At 66.9% G+C, this 15,834-nt stretch carries 19 protein-coding genes; 12 read left to right on the top strand and 7 right to left on the bottom strand.

The features are described from left to right. Nucleotides 1-37: 37 nt before the first annotated feature. Both NOV86_RS12575 and NOV86_RS12570 read left to right on the top strand, forming a co-directional pair. Nucleotides 38-406: a universal stress protein gene (locus NOV86_RS12575; RefSeq protein ID WP_267641797.1), complete on the top strand. Its 369-nt coding sequence runs from the start codon at nucleotides 38-40 to the stop codon at nucleotides 404-406. Then, entirely contained in the window at nucleotides 403-954 is a 552-nt protein-coding gene (locus NOV86_RS12570; RefSeq protein ID WP_267641796.1) for a GNAT family N-acetyltransferase, read from the top strand. The genes NOV86_RS12575 and NOV86_RS12570 overlap by 4 nt, the downstream gene beginning before the upstream one ends. 35 nt (nucleotides 955-989) lie before the next feature. Here NOV86_RS12570 and NOV86_RS12565 read toward each other — a convergent pair whose 3' ends face one another. Beyond that, the gene (locus tag NOV86_RS12565) at nucleotides 990-1,460 is read right to left on the bottom strand and encodes a universal stress protein (RefSeq protein ID WP_267641794.1); all 471 of its coding nucleotides are present in this window, start codon (nucleotides 1,458-1,460) and stop codon (nucleotides 990-992) included. Nucleotides 1,461-1,573: 113 nt separating this feature from the next. On the opposite strand from NOV86_RS12565, the gene NOV86_RS12560 reads away from it, so the two are divergent. The 4 genes from NOV86_RS12560 to NOV86_RS12545 all read left to right on the top strand — a co-directional run bounded on the left by NOV86_RS12560 (nucleotide 1,574) and on the right by NOV86_RS12545 (nucleotide 4,849). Further along, nucleotides 1,574-2,005, top strand: a complete 432-nt coding sequence (locus NOV86_RS12560) for a universal stress protein (protein ID WP_267641793.1) — start codon at nucleotides 1,574-1,576, stop codon at nucleotides 2,003-2,005. Nucleotides 2,006-2,095: 90 nt separating this feature from the next. Then, complete coding sequence (locus tag NOV86_RS12555) at nucleotides 2,096-3,193, top strand: sensor histidine kinase (RefSeq protein WP_267641792.1); 1,098 nt, start codon at nucleotides 2,096-2,098, stop codon at nucleotides 3,191-3,193. Nucleotides 3,194-3,235: 42 nt separating this feature from the next. Further along, nucleotides 3,236-4,330, top strand: coding sequence for a DHH family phosphoesterase (locus tag NOV86_RS12550; protein ID WP_267641791.1), 1,095 nt, complete (start codon nucleotides 3,236-3,238; stop codon nucleotides 4,328-4,330). Nucleotides 4,331-4,405: 75 nt separating this feature from the next. Then, nucleotides 4,406-4,849, top strand: a complete 444-nt coding sequence (locus NOV86_RS12545) for a DUF5518 domain-containing protein (protein WP_267641790.1) — start codon at nucleotides 4,406-4,408, stop codon at nucleotides 4,847-4,849. Nucleotides 4,850-4,867: 18 nt separating this feature from the next. Here NOV86_RS12545 and NOV86_RS12540 read toward each other — a convergent pair whose 3' ends face one another. The 6 genes from NOV86_RS12540 to NOV86_RS12515 form a co-directional block, all read right to left on the bottom strand. Continuing rightward, on the bottom strand, nucleotides 4,868-5,797 hold the full coding sequence (locus NOV86_RS12540; RefSeq protein ID WP_267641788.1) for a carbohydrate kinase family protein: 930 nt from the start codon (nucleotides 5,795-5,797) through the stop codon (nucleotides 4,868-4,870). 3 nt (nucleotides 5,798-5,800) lie between these two features. Continuing rightward, the gene (locus NOV86_RS12535) at nucleotides 5,801-6,226 is read right to left on the bottom strand and encodes a DUF5807 family protein (RefSeq protein WP_267641787.1); all 426 of its coding nucleotides are present in this window, start codon (nucleotides 6,224-6,226) and stop codon (nucleotides 5,801-5,803) included. Between the two features lie 394 nt (nucleotides 6,227-6,620). Next, complete coding sequence (locus NOV86_RS12530; protein WP_267641786.1) at nucleotides 6,621-7,226, bottom strand: flagellin; 606 nt, start codon at nucleotides 7,224-7,226, stop codon at nucleotides 6,621-6,623. A 2-nt stretch (nucleotides 7,227-7,228) separates the two neighbouring features. Continuing rightward, nucleotides 7,229-7,813 carry a flagellin gene (locus NOV86_RS12525; RefSeq protein WP_303647622.1) on the bottom strand — a complete coding sequence of 195 codons (585 nt, stop codon included), beginning with the start codon at nucleotides 7,811-7,813 and terminating at the stop codon, nucleotides 7,229-7,231. A 213-nt stretch (nucleotides 7,814-8,026) separates the two neighbouring features. Continuing rightward, nucleotides 8,027-8,491, bottom strand: a complete 465-nt coding sequence (locus NOV86_RS12520) for a DUF7500 family protein (RefSeq protein ID WP_267641784.1) — start codon at nucleotides 8,489-8,491, stop codon at nucleotides 8,027-8,029. A gap of 41 nt (nucleotides 8,492-8,532) precedes the next feature. After that, the gene (locus NOV86_RS12515) at nucleotides 8,533-9,108 is read right to left on the bottom strand and encodes a flagellin (RefSeq protein WP_267641782.1); all 576 of its coding nucleotides are present in this window, start codon (nucleotides 9,106-9,108) and stop codon (nucleotides 8,533-8,535) included. Nucleotides 9,109-9,557: 449 nt separating this feature from the next. Between NOV86_RS12515 and NOV86_RS12510 the strand changes: the two genes are divergently transcribed. Genes NOV86_RS12510 through arlJ form a run of 6 tightly spaced genes read left to right on the top strand, consistent with a single transcriptional unit; the run spans nucleotide 9,558 to nucleotide 15,775 of the window. Continuing rightward, nucleotides 9,558-10,778, top strand: coding sequence for a FlaD/FlaE family flagellar protein (locus tag NOV86_RS12510; protein ID WP_267641781.1), 1,221 nt, complete (start codon nucleotides 9,558-9,560; stop codon nucleotides 10,776-10,778). Nucleotides 10,779-10,780: 2 nt separating this feature from the next. Further along, nucleotides 10,781-11,215, top strand: a complete 435-nt coding sequence (arlF, locus tag NOV86_RS12505; RefSeq protein WP_267641780.1) for an archaellum stator protein ArlF — start codon at nucleotides 10,781-10,783, stop codon at nucleotides 11,213-11,215. A 1-nt stretch (nucleotide 11,216) separates the two neighbouring features. Continuing rightward, complete coding sequence (gene arlG, locus NOV86_RS12500; protein WP_267641779.1) at nucleotides 11,217-11,669, top strand: archaellum stator protein ArlG; 453 nt, start codon at nucleotides 11,217-11,219, stop codon at nucleotides 11,667-11,669. After that, the gene (gene arlH / locus NOV86_RS12495) at nucleotides 11,666-12,394 is read left to right on the top strand and encodes an archaellum protein ArlH (RefSeq protein WP_267641778.1); all 729 of its coding nucleotides are present in this window, start codon (nucleotides 11,666-11,668) and stop codon (nucleotides 12,392-12,394) included. The genes arlG and arlH overlap by 4 nt, the downstream gene beginning before the upstream one ends. A 1-nt stretch (nucleotide 12,395) precedes the next feature. After that, on the top strand, nucleotides 12,396-14,057 hold the full coding sequence (gene flaI, locus NOV86_RS12490) for an archaellum flagellar ATPase motor FlaI (protein ID WP_267641777.1): 1,662 nt from the start codon (nucleotides 12,396-12,398) through the stop codon (nucleotides 14,055-14,057). A 2-nt stretch (nucleotides 14,058-14,059) separates the two neighbouring features. Next, entirely contained in the window at nucleotides 14,060-15,775 is a 1,716-nt protein-coding gene (gene arlJ / locus NOV86_RS12485; protein WP_267641775.1) for an archaellar assembly protein ArlJ/FlaJ, read from the top strand. Nucleotides 15,776-15,834: the final 59 nt, after the last annotated feature.

Raw genomic sequence — 15,834 nt, 5'->3', positions numbered from 1 at the left:
GCAACGGTTTTCACCCGTGCGGGAGGATGGTACGCACATGAGAGTGCTGCTAGGCATCGAGGGGAGCGACGAGTCGATGCGGACCCTGCGGAAGACGATCGAGCGGGCGAAGGAGGCCGGCGACGAGTTGACCATCGTCGTCGTCGAGAAGGACGAGGCCAAGCGCGAGCAGTCGGAGATGGCCGAGCAGGCCCGCGAACTCGTCTCCCAGTCCGGCATCGACGCCGAGGTCAGGACCGCCTCGGGCGACCCCGGGAGCACCCTCGTCGACATCGCGGAACGCGAGGGCTTCGACCAGCTCGCCATCGGCGGCGGCACCCAGAGCCCGATGGGGAAGATACGACTCGGTCCCATCACCGAGTTCGTCCTGCTCAACGCGAACGTCACGGTGAGACTGGTCCGATGAGTCCCGAACGTATCTACCCCGACGAACCGGCCGGGCCGTTCCCCACGCCACCCCGGTCGGTCGAGGACAAGGAGGGTCGGACCATCGACCTCGAACCGGCGGACATGGACGACGTGGACGACATCACCGCGATGTACCGCGACTTCGACCCGGCCGACCGCGCCCAGGGTATCCCGCCGACCGGCGAGGACCGCATCCGCGACTGGCTCGACACCATCGTCGGCGAGGGCGTGAACCTCTGCGCCCGCCACGACGGGGAGGTCGTCGGCCACGCCACGCTCGTCCCCGACACCAGCACCTTCGACACGGACGCGGTCGCGTACGAACTCGCCATCTTCGTCCTGCAGGCGTACCAGCGCGCCGGTATCGGCCGCGCCCTCCTCGAGACGCTACTCGGCCAGGGGAAAGAGCAGGGCGTCGAGCGCGTCTGGCTCACCGTCGAGCGCTGGAACACCGCCGCCGTCTCGCTCTACCGCGACACCGGCTTCGAGACCTGCGGCTCCGAGAGTTTCGAACTGGAGATGTCGTTGCTGCTCGCGGACGAGTAAGCGCGGCGGCCCCGCCGGCGACGGGCGACTGCCGGTCAGACCGACAGGAGCGGTTGACTGGCGTACAGGAGCACGTATTCTGCGGCCTTCGCGAGCACGTCCCCGGAGTCGCTGGTCAGCGGCTCGCGGGGCACCACGATGAAGTCCGCCTCGAGGTCGTCGGCGGTGTCGAGGATGACGCTACCCGGGTGCTGTGTCTTGCGGTGCGTCGAGAAGCCGTAGGCGGTCGAGCTGTTCAGCGGGACGTCGGTCGCGCCGACGCGCGCCTCGACCTCCTCGATGAACGTCTGGGCGTCCTCGGCGACCTCCTGCTGGTCGATGGCGCCCTCCTCGATGCCCCGGACCACGTCCTGGCCGACGACGTAGACCGCGTGGACCCTGGCGTCGTACTTCTCGGCGATGGCCTCCGCGTACTCGACGGCCGTGACGGACTCGTCGCTGCCGTCGACCGGCACGAGGACCATCTCGACGTCGAGCGGCGCCGCCGCGGGCGGGGAGTCGGTCATGTCCGAGAGTGCGACGCGGGGGACCAAAAAGCTACAGGGGACAGTGCGCCCCGTGGACCACGAACCGGGACCGGGGCGCGGGCTTTATGCCATCCCGCCGCGACGCCTCAGGTATGTTCGATACCGTCGTCATCGCCACCGACGGCTCCGAGAGCGTCAGACGGGCCGTCTCGGTCGGGCTGGACCTCGCCGAGCGCTTCGAGGCGACCGTCCACGCCCTGTACGTCGTCGACGCCTCCGAGGTCGAGTCGTCCCCGGAGTCGGTGCGAGACGAGTTCCGCTCCGCCCTCGAAGAGAGCGGTGAAGAGGCCCTCGAGACGGTCACCGACGAGACCGACGCCGAGGTCGTCACCGCGGTCCGCGAGGGCCGCCCCGCCGCCGAGATCTGCGAGTACGCCCGCGAGGTCGACGCGGACCTCGTCGCCACCGGGACCCGCGGCCGCCACGGCGAGAACCGCTTCCTCATCGGGAGCGTCGCCGAGCGCGTGGTCCGCACCTGTGACCGCCCCGTGCTGACGGTGCGGCAGTTACAGGAGAAGTCGTAGTCCAGCCGGCGGCGCTGGCACCCGAGAATCGCCGGTTCACCGATGTCTTCGGCCCGATAGACTAAGTGCGCTGGCCTGCTCTCACGCAGTATGTTCGGGTCGGTCCCGGGACGGTACCGGTCCGTTCCACTCACACTCCTCGGCCTCGGATACCTGGGTGCCGCAGTGGCACACCTGACCTGGAGCCGTGACCGGCTGGTCTCCACCGTCACCGAGTCCGCCCTGCTGTGTCTCCTGGCGGTCTGTCTCCTCTACGGCGCCTACCGCCTCTCCCGACTGGAGCTCGGGGTCCGTGACAGCCTCCGGGTCCTCTCGTGGACGCTCGCGTCGGCCGGCGTGGGGTTCGTCGTCGCCGCCGTCCTCATCGCGATGCAGCGACTCGACGGCGTCTTCGTCCAGAACGTCCCGGTCCTGCTGCTGAGCGCCTCCGGGGCGACGGCCGCCATCGGCATGGCGGTGACCGAGTACCGGGAGCGACTGCTCGCCGAGCGGGCGACGCTCAGGTGCCAGAAGGCCGCCGTCGACAGGCTGAACCGGCGGGTGACCGTCCTCAACCGTGTCCTTCGACACGACCTGCGCAACGAGACGACCATCATCCGCGGGTACGCCGACCTGGTCGCCGACGACGTCGACGACCCGGCGGCACGCGACGCCCTCCGGATGGTGCGCCGCCACTCCGCCGACGTCGAGCGCCTGAGCCGGCAGGCCAAGCGGCTCAACCAGGTCTGGGAGGAGGACGACCGCACCGACCGCGACCTCGTGTCCGTGGTCGCACAGAGCGTCGACGCCGCGTCGTCCGCCCACGGCACCACGGAACTCCGGACCGACCTCCCGGGGTCGGCGTGGGCCAGCGTCCACCCGCGGTTCGGCTTCGCCGTGACCGAGGCCGTCGACAACGCGCTCCGGCACAACGACCCCGGGACCGACGTCGAGGTGTCGGTCAGCGACACCGGCGAGGGGACCGTCGCGGTGTTCGTCACCGACACGGGCACCGGCATCCCGGCCGACGAGGTCGCCGCCATCAGGGACGGGACGGAGGACGCACTGGTGCACTGCTCCGGCCTCGGCCTCTGGCTGCTCTACTGGACCGTGACGCTCTCGGACGGGACGCTTTCGTTCACCGAGAACGACCCGCAGGGGACCGTCGTCGAGATGACGGTGCCCGCGGCCGAGGCGGCGCGAGAGTGACGAACCGGCGGTTTCTTCCCGCCCCACCCGTTCTGTCCGGGCATGTACGAAGACGTCATCGACGACGAGGACATGCCGCTGTCCCGCAAATCTATCCTGCCCGGGACCGGCTTCTTCGTCCCCGACGAGATCGACGAGGAGCGACAGGAACGAGAGATCGCCGCCGCCCTCGATGGAGAATCGGTCGCCGTCGTCGCCGACCCCGACGCCGACGGCCTCGCCTGTGTCGCGCTCGTCCGCGAGGTGTTCGGCGAGGGTGCACTCGTCCCCGCCGGCCCGCACGAACTGGAGGACGGCCTCCAGCGCGTCGCCGACTACGCCAGCCCCGACGTGCAGGTGTTCGTCTGTGACCTCTGCCCGGACAAGTTCGAGTACGTCGACGAGGAGCTGGAGGCGCTCATGGCCAACAGCGCCTCCGTCCGGTGGTTCGACCACCACCAGTGGCACGACGACGTGGCCGCGAAGGTCCGCGAGGCCGGCGTCGACCTCGTCGTCGGCGACAGCGAGGAGGAGTGCACCGCCGACGTGGCGCTGCGCTCGCTCGACTACGACTTCGACGAGCAGTACGCCGAACTCGCCGCGGTCACCCGCGACCACGACCTCTGGCTCCGCGAGGACCCCCGCTCGGACGACATCGCCGACCTCGCGTACTGGCTCGAACCCGAGGAGTACGTCGACATCGTCGCCGAACACGGCGTCGACCTCCCGCCGGAGGCCGAGGAACTGCTCGCCGAGCGCCGCGTCGAGAAGGAGGCGCTCATCGAGAAGGCGGTCCAGCGCGGCGAGATTCGCGAGATCGGCGACTGGAACGTGGCCGTGACCTACGGGCGCTGCTCGCAGAACGAGGTCGCCGAGGCCTTCCGCGAGCAGGGCGCCGACGCCACCGTCATCGTCAAGCCCGCCGGCTCGGCCAGTATCCGCGGCACCGACGCCTTCCAGCGCTGCCACGAGGTCGCCGGCCAGGTCAACGGCGGCGGCCACCCCAAGGCCGCGGGCTGCAAGCCCCGCATCTACGACGACATGCTCGACTACGCCCACCACTGGACGACCCGCGGCGCGACGACGAAGCAGGTCATCCTCGACGCCTTCCGGAACCTCCCCGAGGAGGACGACGAGGGTGTCGAAACGGAGCGATAAGGAGACACCGCTGCCGGCGACCCAATTGACGAACCGAGGACAAGTTCTTTATCTGGTACGAGAGAAGGCAGAGACATGCGTCCCCTCGCTACCCTCCGCCGGTCGCCCACGGACGAGGCGTGGCTCTACGCGCTTCCGGCCGGCCTCCTCGCCGCGCTCGTCATGAGCGTCGACTACGCGCAGTCCGCCTCGAACCTCCTCGACCTCCAGGCCGTGTTCGCCGCGGGCCTCCTCGGCGGGCTACTGTACAGTCGCCGAACGACCAGGAGCCGCCGCGTCGGCCTCCTGACCGGGCTCGTCGGGTCCGTCGCGGTGCTGTGGCCCGCGGTCGACATGCTCGCGTTCGTCGCCGGCCTGTCACAGCCGGCCTGGTTCACCGCGGTCCAGGTCGGCCTCGTGGTCGTCGTCGCCGGCCTCGCCGTGGCACTGTGTGGCCTCCTCGGCGTCGCAGGCGCTGTCGTCGGTGACTGGCTGGCCGGGAAACTCCGCGGCGCATCGCCGGGTCACACGGCGAACTGACTCTCCCCGCGACCAGAACTATTCCTCCGACGCGATGGTCGCCTCGACAGTCGCTCGCGTCGGCAACCCGCCGCGAGCACCCGCACCACGACAGTTCTCGGCCGCCACCGCAGCCGCGAACCGGCCGGCTTGCCGTGCCGGCTCGCCCTCCAGGATCCACGAATCGACCAGTCCTGCCGAGAAGGCGTCGCCCGCGCCGGTCGTATCGACCGCCTCCACCTCGAAGGCAGGAACCTCGACCACCTCGTCGCTGTCGAGCAACAGTGCCCCGTCTTCCCCACGGGTCAGCGCCGCCCGGGAGACCCCCCGCGCTCGCAACTCGGCGGCGGCCTCGTATCCGGTACAGCCAAGATAGGACTCGATGGGCACCTCGCTCGACACGAAACAGTCCACCACGGAGAGGAGGTCGTCGATGGTCTCCTCGCGCGTTCCTCGCCCCTCCAGTTCCGCGAGTGGCCCCGCGAGGTCGAAGACGAGCGGTGGAAAATCGTCGTCCCGTGCCGCCTCGACCAGCGCCGAGACCGCGGCGTCGGGGGCGTACGCGCTCGTGAAGACGGCGTCTGCTTCCCGGCAGTACTCGAGGTCGTCCGCGTCGAGTCGAAGCGCCGGGACGCTCTCGCCCCCGGCGATTATCATGCGCTCCCCGTCGTCGTCCCGCAGAATCATCGTGTAGCTGGAGCGCTCCTCGCCGCGTTGCACTCTCGTCGCATCGATGCCGCGGTCGCGCAGGTCCGCGAGCACGCGGTCGCCATCGTCGTCACGGCCGACCCGGCTGACCACGCCCGTCTCACGCCCGAGCTTCGAGAGCCCGGCCGCCACGTTCGCGGCGACGCCACCGACCGCGAGCTGCTCGTCGCGGGCGAACGCGCCGCCGTCGGGTTCGGGCAGGTTCGTCACCGGGTAGAGCCGGTCGAGCAGGGCGCTCCCGACCGTGACGACCGTCGGCATCGCCTACCGCTCGCCGGCGACCCACTTGTGGCTGTACGCCGCACCGCAGGCACAGCGAGCGTAGGCGTGGATGACGTCACCCTCCTCGTAGAGGCCGCCGACGCCCTCGTTCTGCTCCTCGGCGAACGCGAAGACGTAGTCCACCTTCCCGCCGTCGCACTCGGGGCACTCCCCGCCGGTCAGGTCGGCCGCGATGGTCCCCTCGGTCCCCATCGCCTCCTTCGCGAAGGCCATGGCGTCCGAGCCGGTCCCGACGGTGAACGCGTTCCGGCCGCTCTCGCCGTCCACCACGATGATGATACCCTCGTCGGCGCGCTCGCCGTACTTCTCCAGTCGACCGATGTCGTCGACGAACGAGTCCGCGAGGTACAGTGCGACGTCGTCGGTGCGTTCACCGGCGAGGAATGCCGTCCGGGGTGAATCGCTCATAGGCGCGGTAGCGCCTCGAATGGTAAAAAGAACGCGAGTCGCGGGCGTGGGAAGTGCCCGCGGGGCTCGCACAGAGAAGGAATCCGGGACGAATCGGGTCAGTCTCGCGTTGCCTCGCGATGTACCCTGGGATATGCCACTATCGTGTCGGGAATCGACACCGATTCGCGTCCGTTGTTGCCTGCGATATGTGGTGTGGGATACGCCACATCGTCTCGTTCGTTCGTCGATACTGAAATCCCGGGTCGGGTCTACGAGCGCATCCGTGGGTCGGACGCGTCGAGCGGCCGTTCCTCCGGTCGGTCTCACCGGCGCATCCCCGGTCCGGAGACCGAACCGATGGGATGGATGCGCCCGCAGACGGGACGACTCGGAGCGGGTGTCAGCCGCTAGTCTAGACCGCGACGTACTGCTCGTCCGAGATGGTGTCCGGGACGTTCACACCATAGATGGTCGTCGCACCAGACTGGTCGACGAAACGGACCGTCGCGTCCTCCCCTTCTTGAAGTTCGTCACCAATCGAGCTCGGGCTGATCTGGATGACGACACGGTCCGAGGAGTTGCTGAGCACGATGTCATTGCTCGTTGCGCTGAGCTGGGTACTCAGATCATCGATGTTAGTGACTGCGAACGTGTCGGCACCGGCTGCAGCACCGTCCGCGAACGTCAGCGTTTTCGAAACGTCTTCGGTCGAGTACTCGACCGTAGCATCTCCAAGGTCGATGTCACCCGAGCCTGCGGACTTCATCACGGTGAAGTTCAGTCCAGTCACGTTGTTACCACCGACGGTCCCACTCGCGGAGACCACCGATATCTGGTTCGAGACTTCGGACTGTGCGTCCTGGCCCGTGTCGGAGGCCGTCGACTCGAGCAGCCCGGCCGTGTTGATGAGCACGCCAGCTGCGACAGCAGCGACGAGCACCATCGCGATGAAGATGATCAGCGTGCCGATACCGACCTGACCGCGGTCGCCGTCGTCTTCTGTAATAGTTGCGAACATTGTTACACCTGCACAAATTTCTCGCCGGAGATGGTATCCGGAACGTTCACGCCGTAGATCGTCGTCGCACCAGACTGGTCGACGAAACGAACCGTTGCGTCGCCACCTTCAGGTAGGACACTACTGAGGCCGCTACTGCTGAGGTCGATGGTAATCTTGATTCTTTCACTGGTGTTGTCCAGGACATCGTTAGTATCGCCCTTGAGGACTTCAGTGCCGAAGGCAGTCCCGCTTGCCCCGGAGTCGGAGTGTGCGAGAGTTTGCCTCGCGTTATCCGATTGATATTCTATGGTCGTGTCGTTGAGGTCGAGATTGTCCGAACCGGCGGACTTCTTGACCGTGAAGTTCAGCGTGTCCACGTCACCGTTGCTGTCGGTCTCACCGACAGCCGTGACCACGTCGATCTGGTTGGAAACCTGTGCTTGCGAGTCCGCGCCCGTGTCGGAGGCCGTCGACTCGAGCAGCCCGGCCGTGTTGATGAGCACGCCAGCTGCAACCGCGGCGACCAGCACCATCGCGATGAAGATGATGAGCGTACCGATGCCCACCTGGCCGCGTTCGCCGTTCGTTGTATTGTCCACTATCATTTTCCTGGGTGGGGATGCGCCCCAGATAGTCCATAGAAGCATACTACTATCAAGGCCCGTATCATTTCGAACGCCGAATCGGCCCTCGACTCACGACTCGATACGAGGGGAGAAACGAACCGAGAATCGCGCTGCTGTCTATCGATAATCTCGAGTCCATCGTCTCGGGTGTCGTCGCTACCGGGCCGAGAACCAACCGAGAATATACCAGATTCAGTACGTAACTTCGAGGTCCGATGCGTCGAGCAGGATCTGCAGCGTCTCCTCTGCCGGCAGCTCGTCGTCGAGTTGCTGTGCGTACCAGCGGAGTAACTTCGTGAACACGACCCGGATGTCGTTCGAGGTCAACTGTTCACGCGCGATACCGTCGTCGGTCTTCACCGTCACGTCCACACCGTACTGGGCACTCGCGTTCGCTAGCGTATCGGCGGGGTCGGTCGACCCGCTGGTCGACCGGTCCCGGTCCCAGGTGTCGGACCCGCCGTCTGGGATGATCGCCGGGTCCACGTCCGGTAACCGATTCTCACCGCCGTACGTGTTCGCAGGGGTGCCCTCGTTCGCCGTAACGACGAACCGGTTCTCGTCGAGGACCGTCAGGCGGTCCTCGTCGGGAGCCAGGTCCTCCGGCGAGAGGACCCCGTCTGCGTTCGCGTCCGCGTTGGTTGTGCGTTCGTTCATGTGTGTTCGTGCGCCCCGTGCGGGGGCGGTTGCGTCGTACCTCAGACTTTGACGAATTTCTCGTCGGAGATGGTCGACGGGACGTTGACGCCGTAGAGCGTCTTTGCGCCCGACGCGTCGACTATCTGTAACATCGCTTTTTCGCCCTCTGCGAGGTACGTTCCTTCGACTGCTGGGTCAGTGACGTTGATGGTGACGCGGATACGGTCGGAGCGGTCGTTCAGCGTCGTGTTCGAGTCGCCGCTCATCTTCGTGAGATTGATCGCGGCGTCGGACTCCGACAGCGTCACTGCTGACGTGTCGGAGACCCACTCGAAGGACGCCTTGGTCAGGTCTATGTCGCCGGCACCGGCTGCTTTCATCAAGGTGATGTTGACCTTGGTGATGCCGGTGCCGTTTGCGTTCACCTCACCGGTCGCCGAAACGACGGTGATGTGATTCGAGACCTGGGCCTGGGCGTCGGAACTCGTGTCCGACGCCTTCGCTTCGAGCATGCCGGCCGTGTTGATCAACACGCCAGCTGCAACTGCGGCCACCAGGACCATCGCGATAAAGATGATCAAGGTGCCGATTCCGACCTGCCCGCGGTCACCATCTTTTGATTCCGTTACGTTCATCGGTATTTCACCCCGTGTGCGAGCGGCTCACTCACGACCGCGCGGGCGAGATGGCCCACGGGTGCGTGACCAGCTGCGCATGGCCCGAATGGGCCAACCGGCAGCTGCGAGGACGAGACACTCTCGCCCGTCGCGGGCTGCCGCGAACGTCGTTCCCCGTTCCGGGGTGAGCCGATGTGTAGCATCACAGCTTGGGGAGTGTTCCCCGAGTGTGGCATCGGTGCAGGCACCTATCAAGGCCCGTATCATTTCGAACGCCGAATCGGCCGCCGACTCACGGCTCGATACGCCCACCGAGTCGGCCTGCGAACTCGTACGAGCCTCTATACGACACACGGCAGTAGTGTTCGACGGTGACTGCTGAGAGCACAGAGACGGTCGCAGGACTCGAACCACGTCGGGGAGCCGACGGCTCGCACGCGGGCGAGAACGAGTACTGAGACCACCACATGGGACTCCGAGACATCCTCGCCGATTTCCTCGGCACGGACGGCAACCAGGCACGGGGCAACGGACCCGGTGCCGGGCAGGGCCAGCAACAGCAGTCGGCGCAGGGGCCCCAGGGTGGGATGGGCGGCCAGGGTGGCCAGGGCGGCATGCCCGGACAGGGCGGTCCCGGCACCCAGCCCCAGACCGCGGGCGTCTCCATCGACGAGCTCGACCAGGAAGAGCAGATCGAGACGCTCGAACAGCGTATCGACGGGATGGAGGAGGACCTGCACAGTTCGCAGAACCAGCTCGAGACCATCCAGGGCTCGCAGGAGCAGGTCGCCGACCGCATCGAGGACGTGAACGACACGGTCCGCCAGCTGCTCGGCATCTACGACCAGTTGACCGCCAGCGCGAACCCGTTCATGGAGGGCGGGCAACCGGGGGCGGCCATGGACGAGGACGCCGAGGGGTTCGGCCTCGCCGTCGACGCCGAGGAACCGGCCGGGATGCCGGCCGGCGACGAGGACGAGGAGGCCGAACACGACGACGAGGACCCGGACGACAGGGAGGTCCCTGTCGAGCCGACCGCGTCGACGGGCGAGGCCGACGCAGACGAGGACGAGGGCGCCGCCGACGAGGAGGCGGTCTCGTTCGACGACCTGAAGGCGGAACAGGCGGCCGAGGCGGCCGCCGAAGCGGACCACGAGGCACTCGATGACGACGGTGACACGGAACAGACGACGCATGCGGAGGATGACGATGAACCGGACAACGAGATACAGGTCGAGGCGACGGCCGAGACGGAGGACGCGGAGATGAGTACCGTCGAACAGGAACCCGCCCGCCCGGACCGGGATGGCGACGACGAGTCACCGGCGGCCGATGCGGCGGCGGACCCGTTCGTCACGGCCAGCGGGCCCGGGAACGACGCGACACTGCCGGACCTCGCGGACACGTACGCGACGGACATCATCGTGTTCGAGTGGATGACCGACCTCGTGACCAGCGCGGGCCCCGCGGCGACGCTGCGGGCCATCGCGTACTACGAGGAGATCGGGTGGATCTCGCCGGCGGTCAAGGCCTACCTCGAGGGCGTGCTCTCGGGGCCGGACCTCGACCTGAACGTCGACCCGAGTCGCGACCCGGAGGAACTGGACGCCGAGGACCACGCCGAGAGCTACGAGTACATCATGAAGCTCAGCGCGGTCCAGGAGACGATGGACGACACCGGACTGTAACCATGGGACTGAGCACCAGCGGCGCGACGGCCATCCTGTTCGTGGGCTTTCTGCTCACCGTGAGCACCGCCTACCCGGTCGTAGAGACCGCGAACGAGCGGGTCACCGACGCGGTCGACGACCGCGGCGAGCGCGAACTGGACCGCCGGAACACGGACATGAACGTGACGAACGTGAGCTACAACGCGAGCACGGACACGCTGACCGTGACCGTCACGAACACCGGCTCGCGCTCCCTCTCGGTCGCCGAGACCGACCTGCTGGTCGACGGCGAGTACCGGACCGACGCGACGACCAGCGTCGCGGGCGACGGTGCGCGCGACCTCTGGATGCCCGGCGAGTCCCTCGCGTTCGAACTGACCGGCGTCACCACCGCCCCGGACCGGGTGAAACTGGTGACCGAGTACGGCGTCGCGGAAACGATAACGGAGGTGTAAGATGGCGAGTACGTCAGTCTCGAGTCTCATCATGTTCATCGCGGCGATGCTCATCGCGGTGAGCGTCGCCGGCACCATGGTGACCAACGTCGGCGAGGTGAGTAGCTCGATAGATGCCAAGAGTGCCGACGCGGCACAGAAGATCGACACCGAGGTGGACATCATCTCCGACCCCGGCAGTGCCGCGGTGTACGACGACGGGTCGGGCACCATCACGCTCCTGGTGAAGAACACCGGGAACGGGCGCCTGCCGAACGCGACGAGCAACGTCGACGTCCTCGTCGACGGCCAGTACGTCTCCGACGGCGACCGGTCGCTGACCGTCGTCGACGGGGCGGAGTGGCGGCCGGGCAACGTCGCCCGGCTCGACCTCGACCGGAGCCTCTCTGCGGGGTCGCACCGCGTGGTCGTCATCGTGAACGGCGACGAGGAGGTGTTCGAGTTCTACGTATGAACGACTACTACTCGCTCGGGTTGACCGACACGGACCGCGTGAACCACGCCTTCGGCGGCGGTATCCCCGCCGGGAGCATCGTGCTCGTCGAGGGGGTCGACGGCGCCGGCAAGTCGGTGCTGAGCCAGCGCATCGCCTACGGCGTCGCCGACGAGGACGCCTACGTCGGCTACGTCTCGACCGAACTCACGGCCGGCGAGTTCATCCGCCAGATGCACTCGCTGTCCTACGACGTGGTCGACCACCTGCTCTCGGGGAAGGTGCTGTTCCTCCACGCGGACGTGGACACGCACCGCAACGGCGACCGCCGCGAGTTGCTCTCGCGGCTGACCCAGCCCAGCCTGCTGTGGCAGGGCGACGTGGTCGTGGTCGACGCCTTCAGCGCGTTCCTGCGCAACGACCCGACGTTCGACGCCATCACCGGCGTCGGCGACGAGGACCACAAGATGGAGAACGTCCTCACGTACCTGCAGGGGATGACGGCGAAGGGGAAGTCGGTCGTGCTGACGGTCGACCCCGACGCCGTCACCGAGAAGGCCATGACGCCCATCCGGAGCGTCGCGGACGTGTTCCTGCAGATCGAGACGGAGACGGTCGGGCAGGCCATCAGGCGGACCATCCGCGTCCGCCGGTTCACCAACATGCGCGACCCCGTCGACGACTCCATCGGCTTCAACGTCCAGCAGGGTCGCGGGCTGACCATCGTGAACCGGACGGTGGCCTGAGATGGCGGAGTACGGCACCACCCGGATGTCCTCGGAGCTGCGCGCACAGGCCGAACAGCACCTGCACCTCATGGAGCACCTCCAGGAGTTCGGTGCGGAGTTCGGCGAGTACCCGACGCTGGTCGAGGACCCCGGCGACTACGGGTCCGACCGGCCGAACGTCTGCTACCAGGTGTCCGAGGACGTGTTCGTCCACGTCTTCGGGGACCTCGGCATCGACACCACGTACTACTGCATCGAGCCGACCCTCTCCGACCAGGAGCGCGACCTGTACGCACAGGTCCGCCAGCGCATCCTCGACCGGTCGGTGACCCGCCCCGCCCCGACCGAGAACGAGGAGTTCGAGAAGCACCTCGACGAGTTGCTGAACGAGGTCGTCACGGTCGGCGGGGCCATCCGGGGCATCGGCGGCGCCCTCGGCGGGAACCTCACCGTCGACCGCCAGACCTACGAGTCGCTGCGCTACCACCTGCAACGGGACATCGTCGGCCTCGGGCCGCTCGACCCGGTCATGCAGGACCCGGAGAACGAGGACATCCACGTCATCGGCCCGCACCAGTGCGACATCGACCACGGGACCTACGGGATGGTCGGCACGAACGTCGACTTCGGCTCGCTGGAGGCGTTCCAGAACTGGATCCGCAACATGGGCGAGCGCATGGACACCCCCGTCTCGGATTCGCACCCCATCATCGACTCGACGCTGCCGGACGGGTCGCGTGTGAACATCATCTTCTCCGACGACGTCTCCGTCAAGGGGCCCTCGCTGACCATCCGCCAGGGCGAGGAGATTCCGCTCTCCATCTTCCAGATCACGAAGTGGGGCACGCTCTCGCCCGAGCTGAGCGCGTACCTCTGGCTCTGCCTGGAGAACGAACAGACGGTGTTCGTCGTCGGCGAGACGGCGTCCGGGAAGACCACGACGCTCAACGCGAGCCTCTCGTTCATCCCGAACGACTCGAAGATATACACCGCCGAGGACACCGCCGAGGTGAAGCCGCCACAGGAGACGTGGCAGCAACTCCTCACGCGCGAGGGCTCGGGCGACGACAGCGCCGACGTCGACATGTTCGACCTCGTCGCGGCCGCGCTGCGCTCGCGCCCCGACTACATCATCGTCGGTGAGGTGCGTGGCGCGGAGGGCCAGATGGCGTTCCAGGCCGCCCAGACCGGCCACCCGGTGATGCTCACCTTCCACGCCTCCGACATCGTCTCGATGATACAGCGCTTCACCGGCGCGCCCATCAACGTCCCCGAGACGTTCATGGACAACTGCGACGTGGCGCTGTTCCAGAACCGCGTCAAGCAGGGCGACAAGGTGCTGCGCCGGGTGACCTCGGTCCAGGAGATAGAGGGCTACTCCGACTACGAGGGCGGTGTCGTCACGCGACAGGCGTTCAACTGGGACCCCCGCGAGGACACCGTCGACTTCACCGGCCGGAACAACTCCTACGTGCTCGAAGAGCAGATCGCGGAGCTGCTCGGCTACCAGGACACGCGGCTCATCTACGACGAACTCGACCGCCGCGCCGAACTCATCCGGCGGGCCATGGACGCCGACATCCTCGGCTACCACGAGGTCAACGAGTTCATCGCCGACTTCCAGCGCGACGGGCTGGAGGGTATCCCCGTCGAGACGGCCGACCTCCGGATGACCATCTGACCATGTCCACCGCCAGCCAGCAACCCGGCGACGTGAACGCCCTGCTGTCCTCCATCCAGGAGGCGTACCGCCGGATGGAGATGCCGGTCAGGACCTACCTGCTCATCATCGTCCTGCCGTCGTTCGTGTTCGCGGTCGGGACCATCGCGGTCACGTTCGCGCTGTCGCTCTCGCTGACGGTCGGCGGGCCGCTGGTCCTGCTCGGTGTCTTCTCGGTGTTCGCGGCGCTGCTGTACCCGAAGGCGGTCCAGGACAGACAGCGCAAGCAGATACGCCAGCGCTTTCACCTGTTCCTGACCCACATCACGGTCCTCTCGATGACGAACATCAACCGCATCGAGATCTTCCGCACCCTCGCCGAGGAGGACGAGTACCAGGCCCTCGCCGAGGAGATGGGCTACCTCGTCGCGCTGGTCGACACGTGGAACCAGAGCCTCGACGACGCCTGCCGGATGCGCGCCCGGCAGGTGAACTCCCCCCTCCTGTCGGACTTCCTCGAACGTCTCGCGTACACCATCGGGGGCGGCCAGCAGATATCGGAGTTCCTCATCGACGAACAGGAGAGCATCATCCAGCAGTTCGTCATCCGGTACGAGGCCGACCTGAACAAGCTCGACGTAATGAAAGAGCTCTACCTCTCGATGATGCTGTCGACCGCGTTCGTCCTCGTGTTCGCCATCGTCCTGCCCGTGCTCGTCGGCGTGAACCCGACGCTCGCGGTCGGGGCGGTCATCGTGATGTTCGTCATCGTCCAGGCCGGCTTCGTCTACGCCATCCACGCCGTCTCCCCGTACGACCCGGTGTGGTACATCCAGGAGACGGCGGGGGACTACCCCCTCAAGCGCGCCATGCCCGCGGTGGTCGTCGGGGGCGCGCTCTCCATCGTCGCGTTCGCCGTCGTCGGCGGTATCCTGCTCGGGTACCTGCCCGTCGAGAGCGACGTCCTCCCCCTGCCCATCATGGCGGCCATCCCGGTGACGCCCCTGCTGATTCCGGGCTGGCTAGTCCGGCGCGAGGAGAAGAAGGTCCAGGACCGCGACAGCGAGTTCCCGAGTTTCATCCGGGCGCTCGGGGCGGTCGAGTCCGTCAAGCAGACCTCGACGGGCAACGTCCTCGAATCGCTCCGGAAGAAGGACTTCGGGTCGCTCACCAAGAACATCGACAACCTGTTCAAGCGCCTGAACATCCGCATCGACTCGACGCGCTCGTGGGCGCTCTTTGCGGCCGAGACGGGGTCGTACCTCATCCAGAAGTTCGGCGACATGTACGTCGAGGGCCGGCGGATGGGCGGCGACCCGAAGATGCTCGGGCAGGTCATCTCGCGGAACCTCGGCGAGGTCCTGAAGGTGCGCGAGCAGCGCCAGCAGGCGACGACGACGCTCATCGGCGTCCTCTACGGGCTGACCGCCGCCTCGGTGTTCTCCTTCTTCGTCGGGCTGGAGGTCGTCGAGTTGCTGATGCAGATCACCGAGGACATGGACCTGAGCGCGAGCCAGATGAGCTTCCTGCTGTCGACGAAGCAGTACGACATCCAGACCATCGAGTTCCTGCTCATCCTGACCATCGTGCTGAACGCGCTCCTCTCCTCCATCATGGTCCGCGTGACCGACCGTGGCCACATGCTGAGTGGGTACGTCCACTTCGTGGCACTCACCTGGACCGGGGCCCTCACGGCCGAGCTGACCCGGTACGTCGTGGACGCCCTCATCACGGTGTGAGCCACGACACACGCCGCGACTCAGCGCTCGAAACGGCAAGAGCCTTTATACCGATATGG

Origin of the sequence: Haloarchaeobius amylolyticus (assembly GCF_026616195.1) — an archaeon.
In the GTDB taxonomy this organism is placed as follows: Archaea; Halobacteriota; Halobacteria; order Halobacteriales; family Natrialbaceae; genus Haloarchaeobius; species Haloarchaeobius amylolyticus.
Note: the sequence above shows the minus strand (reverse complement) of the source record. Positions and strands in the feature narration are given on the sequence as shown.

Bases quoted from the DNA above. Each gene is read 5' to 3' on its own strand.
- NOV86_RS12575 (WP_267641797.1), top strand. From the start codon at position 38: ATGAGAGTGCTGCTAGGCATCGAGGGGAGCGACGAGTCGATGCGGACC.
- NOV86_RS12570 (WP_267641796.1), top strand. From the start codon at position 403: ATGAGTCCCGAACGTATCTACCCCGACGAACCGGCCGGGCCGTTCCCC.
- NOV86_RS12565 (WP_267641794.1), bottom strand. From the start codon at position 1,460: ATGACCGACTCCCCGCCCGCGGCGGCGCCGCTCGACGTCGAGATGGTC.
- NOV86_RS12560 (WP_267641793.1), top strand. From the start codon at position 1,574: ATGTTCGATACCGTCGTCATCGCCACCGACGGCTCCGAGAGCGTCAGA.
- NOV86_RS12555 (WP_267641792.1), top strand. From the start codon at position 2,096: ATGTTCGGGTCGGTCCCGGGACGGTACCGGTCCGTTCCACTCACACTC.
- NOV86_RS12550 (WP_267641791.1), top strand. From the start codon at position 3,236: ATGTACGAAGACGTCATCGACGACGAGGACATGCCGCTGTCCCGCAAA.
- NOV86_RS12545 (WP_267641790.1), top strand. From the start codon at position 4,406: ATGCGTCCCCTCGCTACCCTCCGCCGGTCGCCCACGGACGAGGCGTGG.
- NOV86_RS12540 (WP_267641788.1), bottom strand. From the start codon at position 5,797: ATGCCGACGGTCGTCACGGTCGGGAGCGCCCTGCTCGACCGGCTCTAC.
- NOV86_RS12535 (WP_267641787.1), bottom strand. From the start codon at position 6,226: ATGAGCGATTCACCCCGGACGGCATTCCTCGCCGGTGAACGCACCGAC.
- NOV86_RS12530 (WP_267641786.1), bottom strand. From the start codon at position 7,226: ATGTTCGCAACTATTACAGAAGACGACGGCGACCGCGGTCAGGTCGGT.
- NOV86_RS12525 (WP_303647622.1), bottom strand. From the start codon at position 7,813: ATGATAGTGGACAATACAACGAACGGCGAACGCGGCCAGGTGGGCATC.
- NOV86_RS12520 (WP_267641784.1), bottom strand. From the start codon at position 8,491: ATGAACGAACGCACAACCAACGCGGACGCGAACGCAGACGGGGTCCTC.
- NOV86_RS12515 (WP_267641782.1), bottom strand. From the start codon at position 9,108: ATGAACGTAACGGAATCAAAAGATGGTGACCGCGGGCAGGTCGGAATC.
- NOV86_RS12510 (WP_267641781.1), top strand. From the start codon at position 9,558: ATGGGACTCCGAGACATCCTCGCCGATTTCCTCGGCACGGACGGCAAC.
- arlF (WP_267641780.1), top strand. From the start codon at position 10,781: ATGGGACTGAGCACCAGCGGCGCGACGGCCATCCTGTTCGTGGGCTTT.
- arlG (WP_267641779.1), top strand. From the start codon at position 11,217: ATGGCGAGTACGTCAGTCTCGAGTCTCATCATGTTCATCGCGGCGATG.
- arlH (WP_267641778.1), top strand. From the start codon at position 11,666: ATGAACGACTACTACTCGCTCGGGTTGACCGACACGGACCGCGTGAAC.
- flaI (WP_267641777.1), top strand. From the start codon at position 12,396: ATGGCGGAGTACGGCACCACCCGGATGTCCTCGGAGCTGCGCGCACAG.
- arlJ (WP_267641775.1), top strand. From the start codon at position 14,060: ATGTCCACCGCCAGCCAGCAACCCGGCGACGTGAACGCCCTGCTGTCC.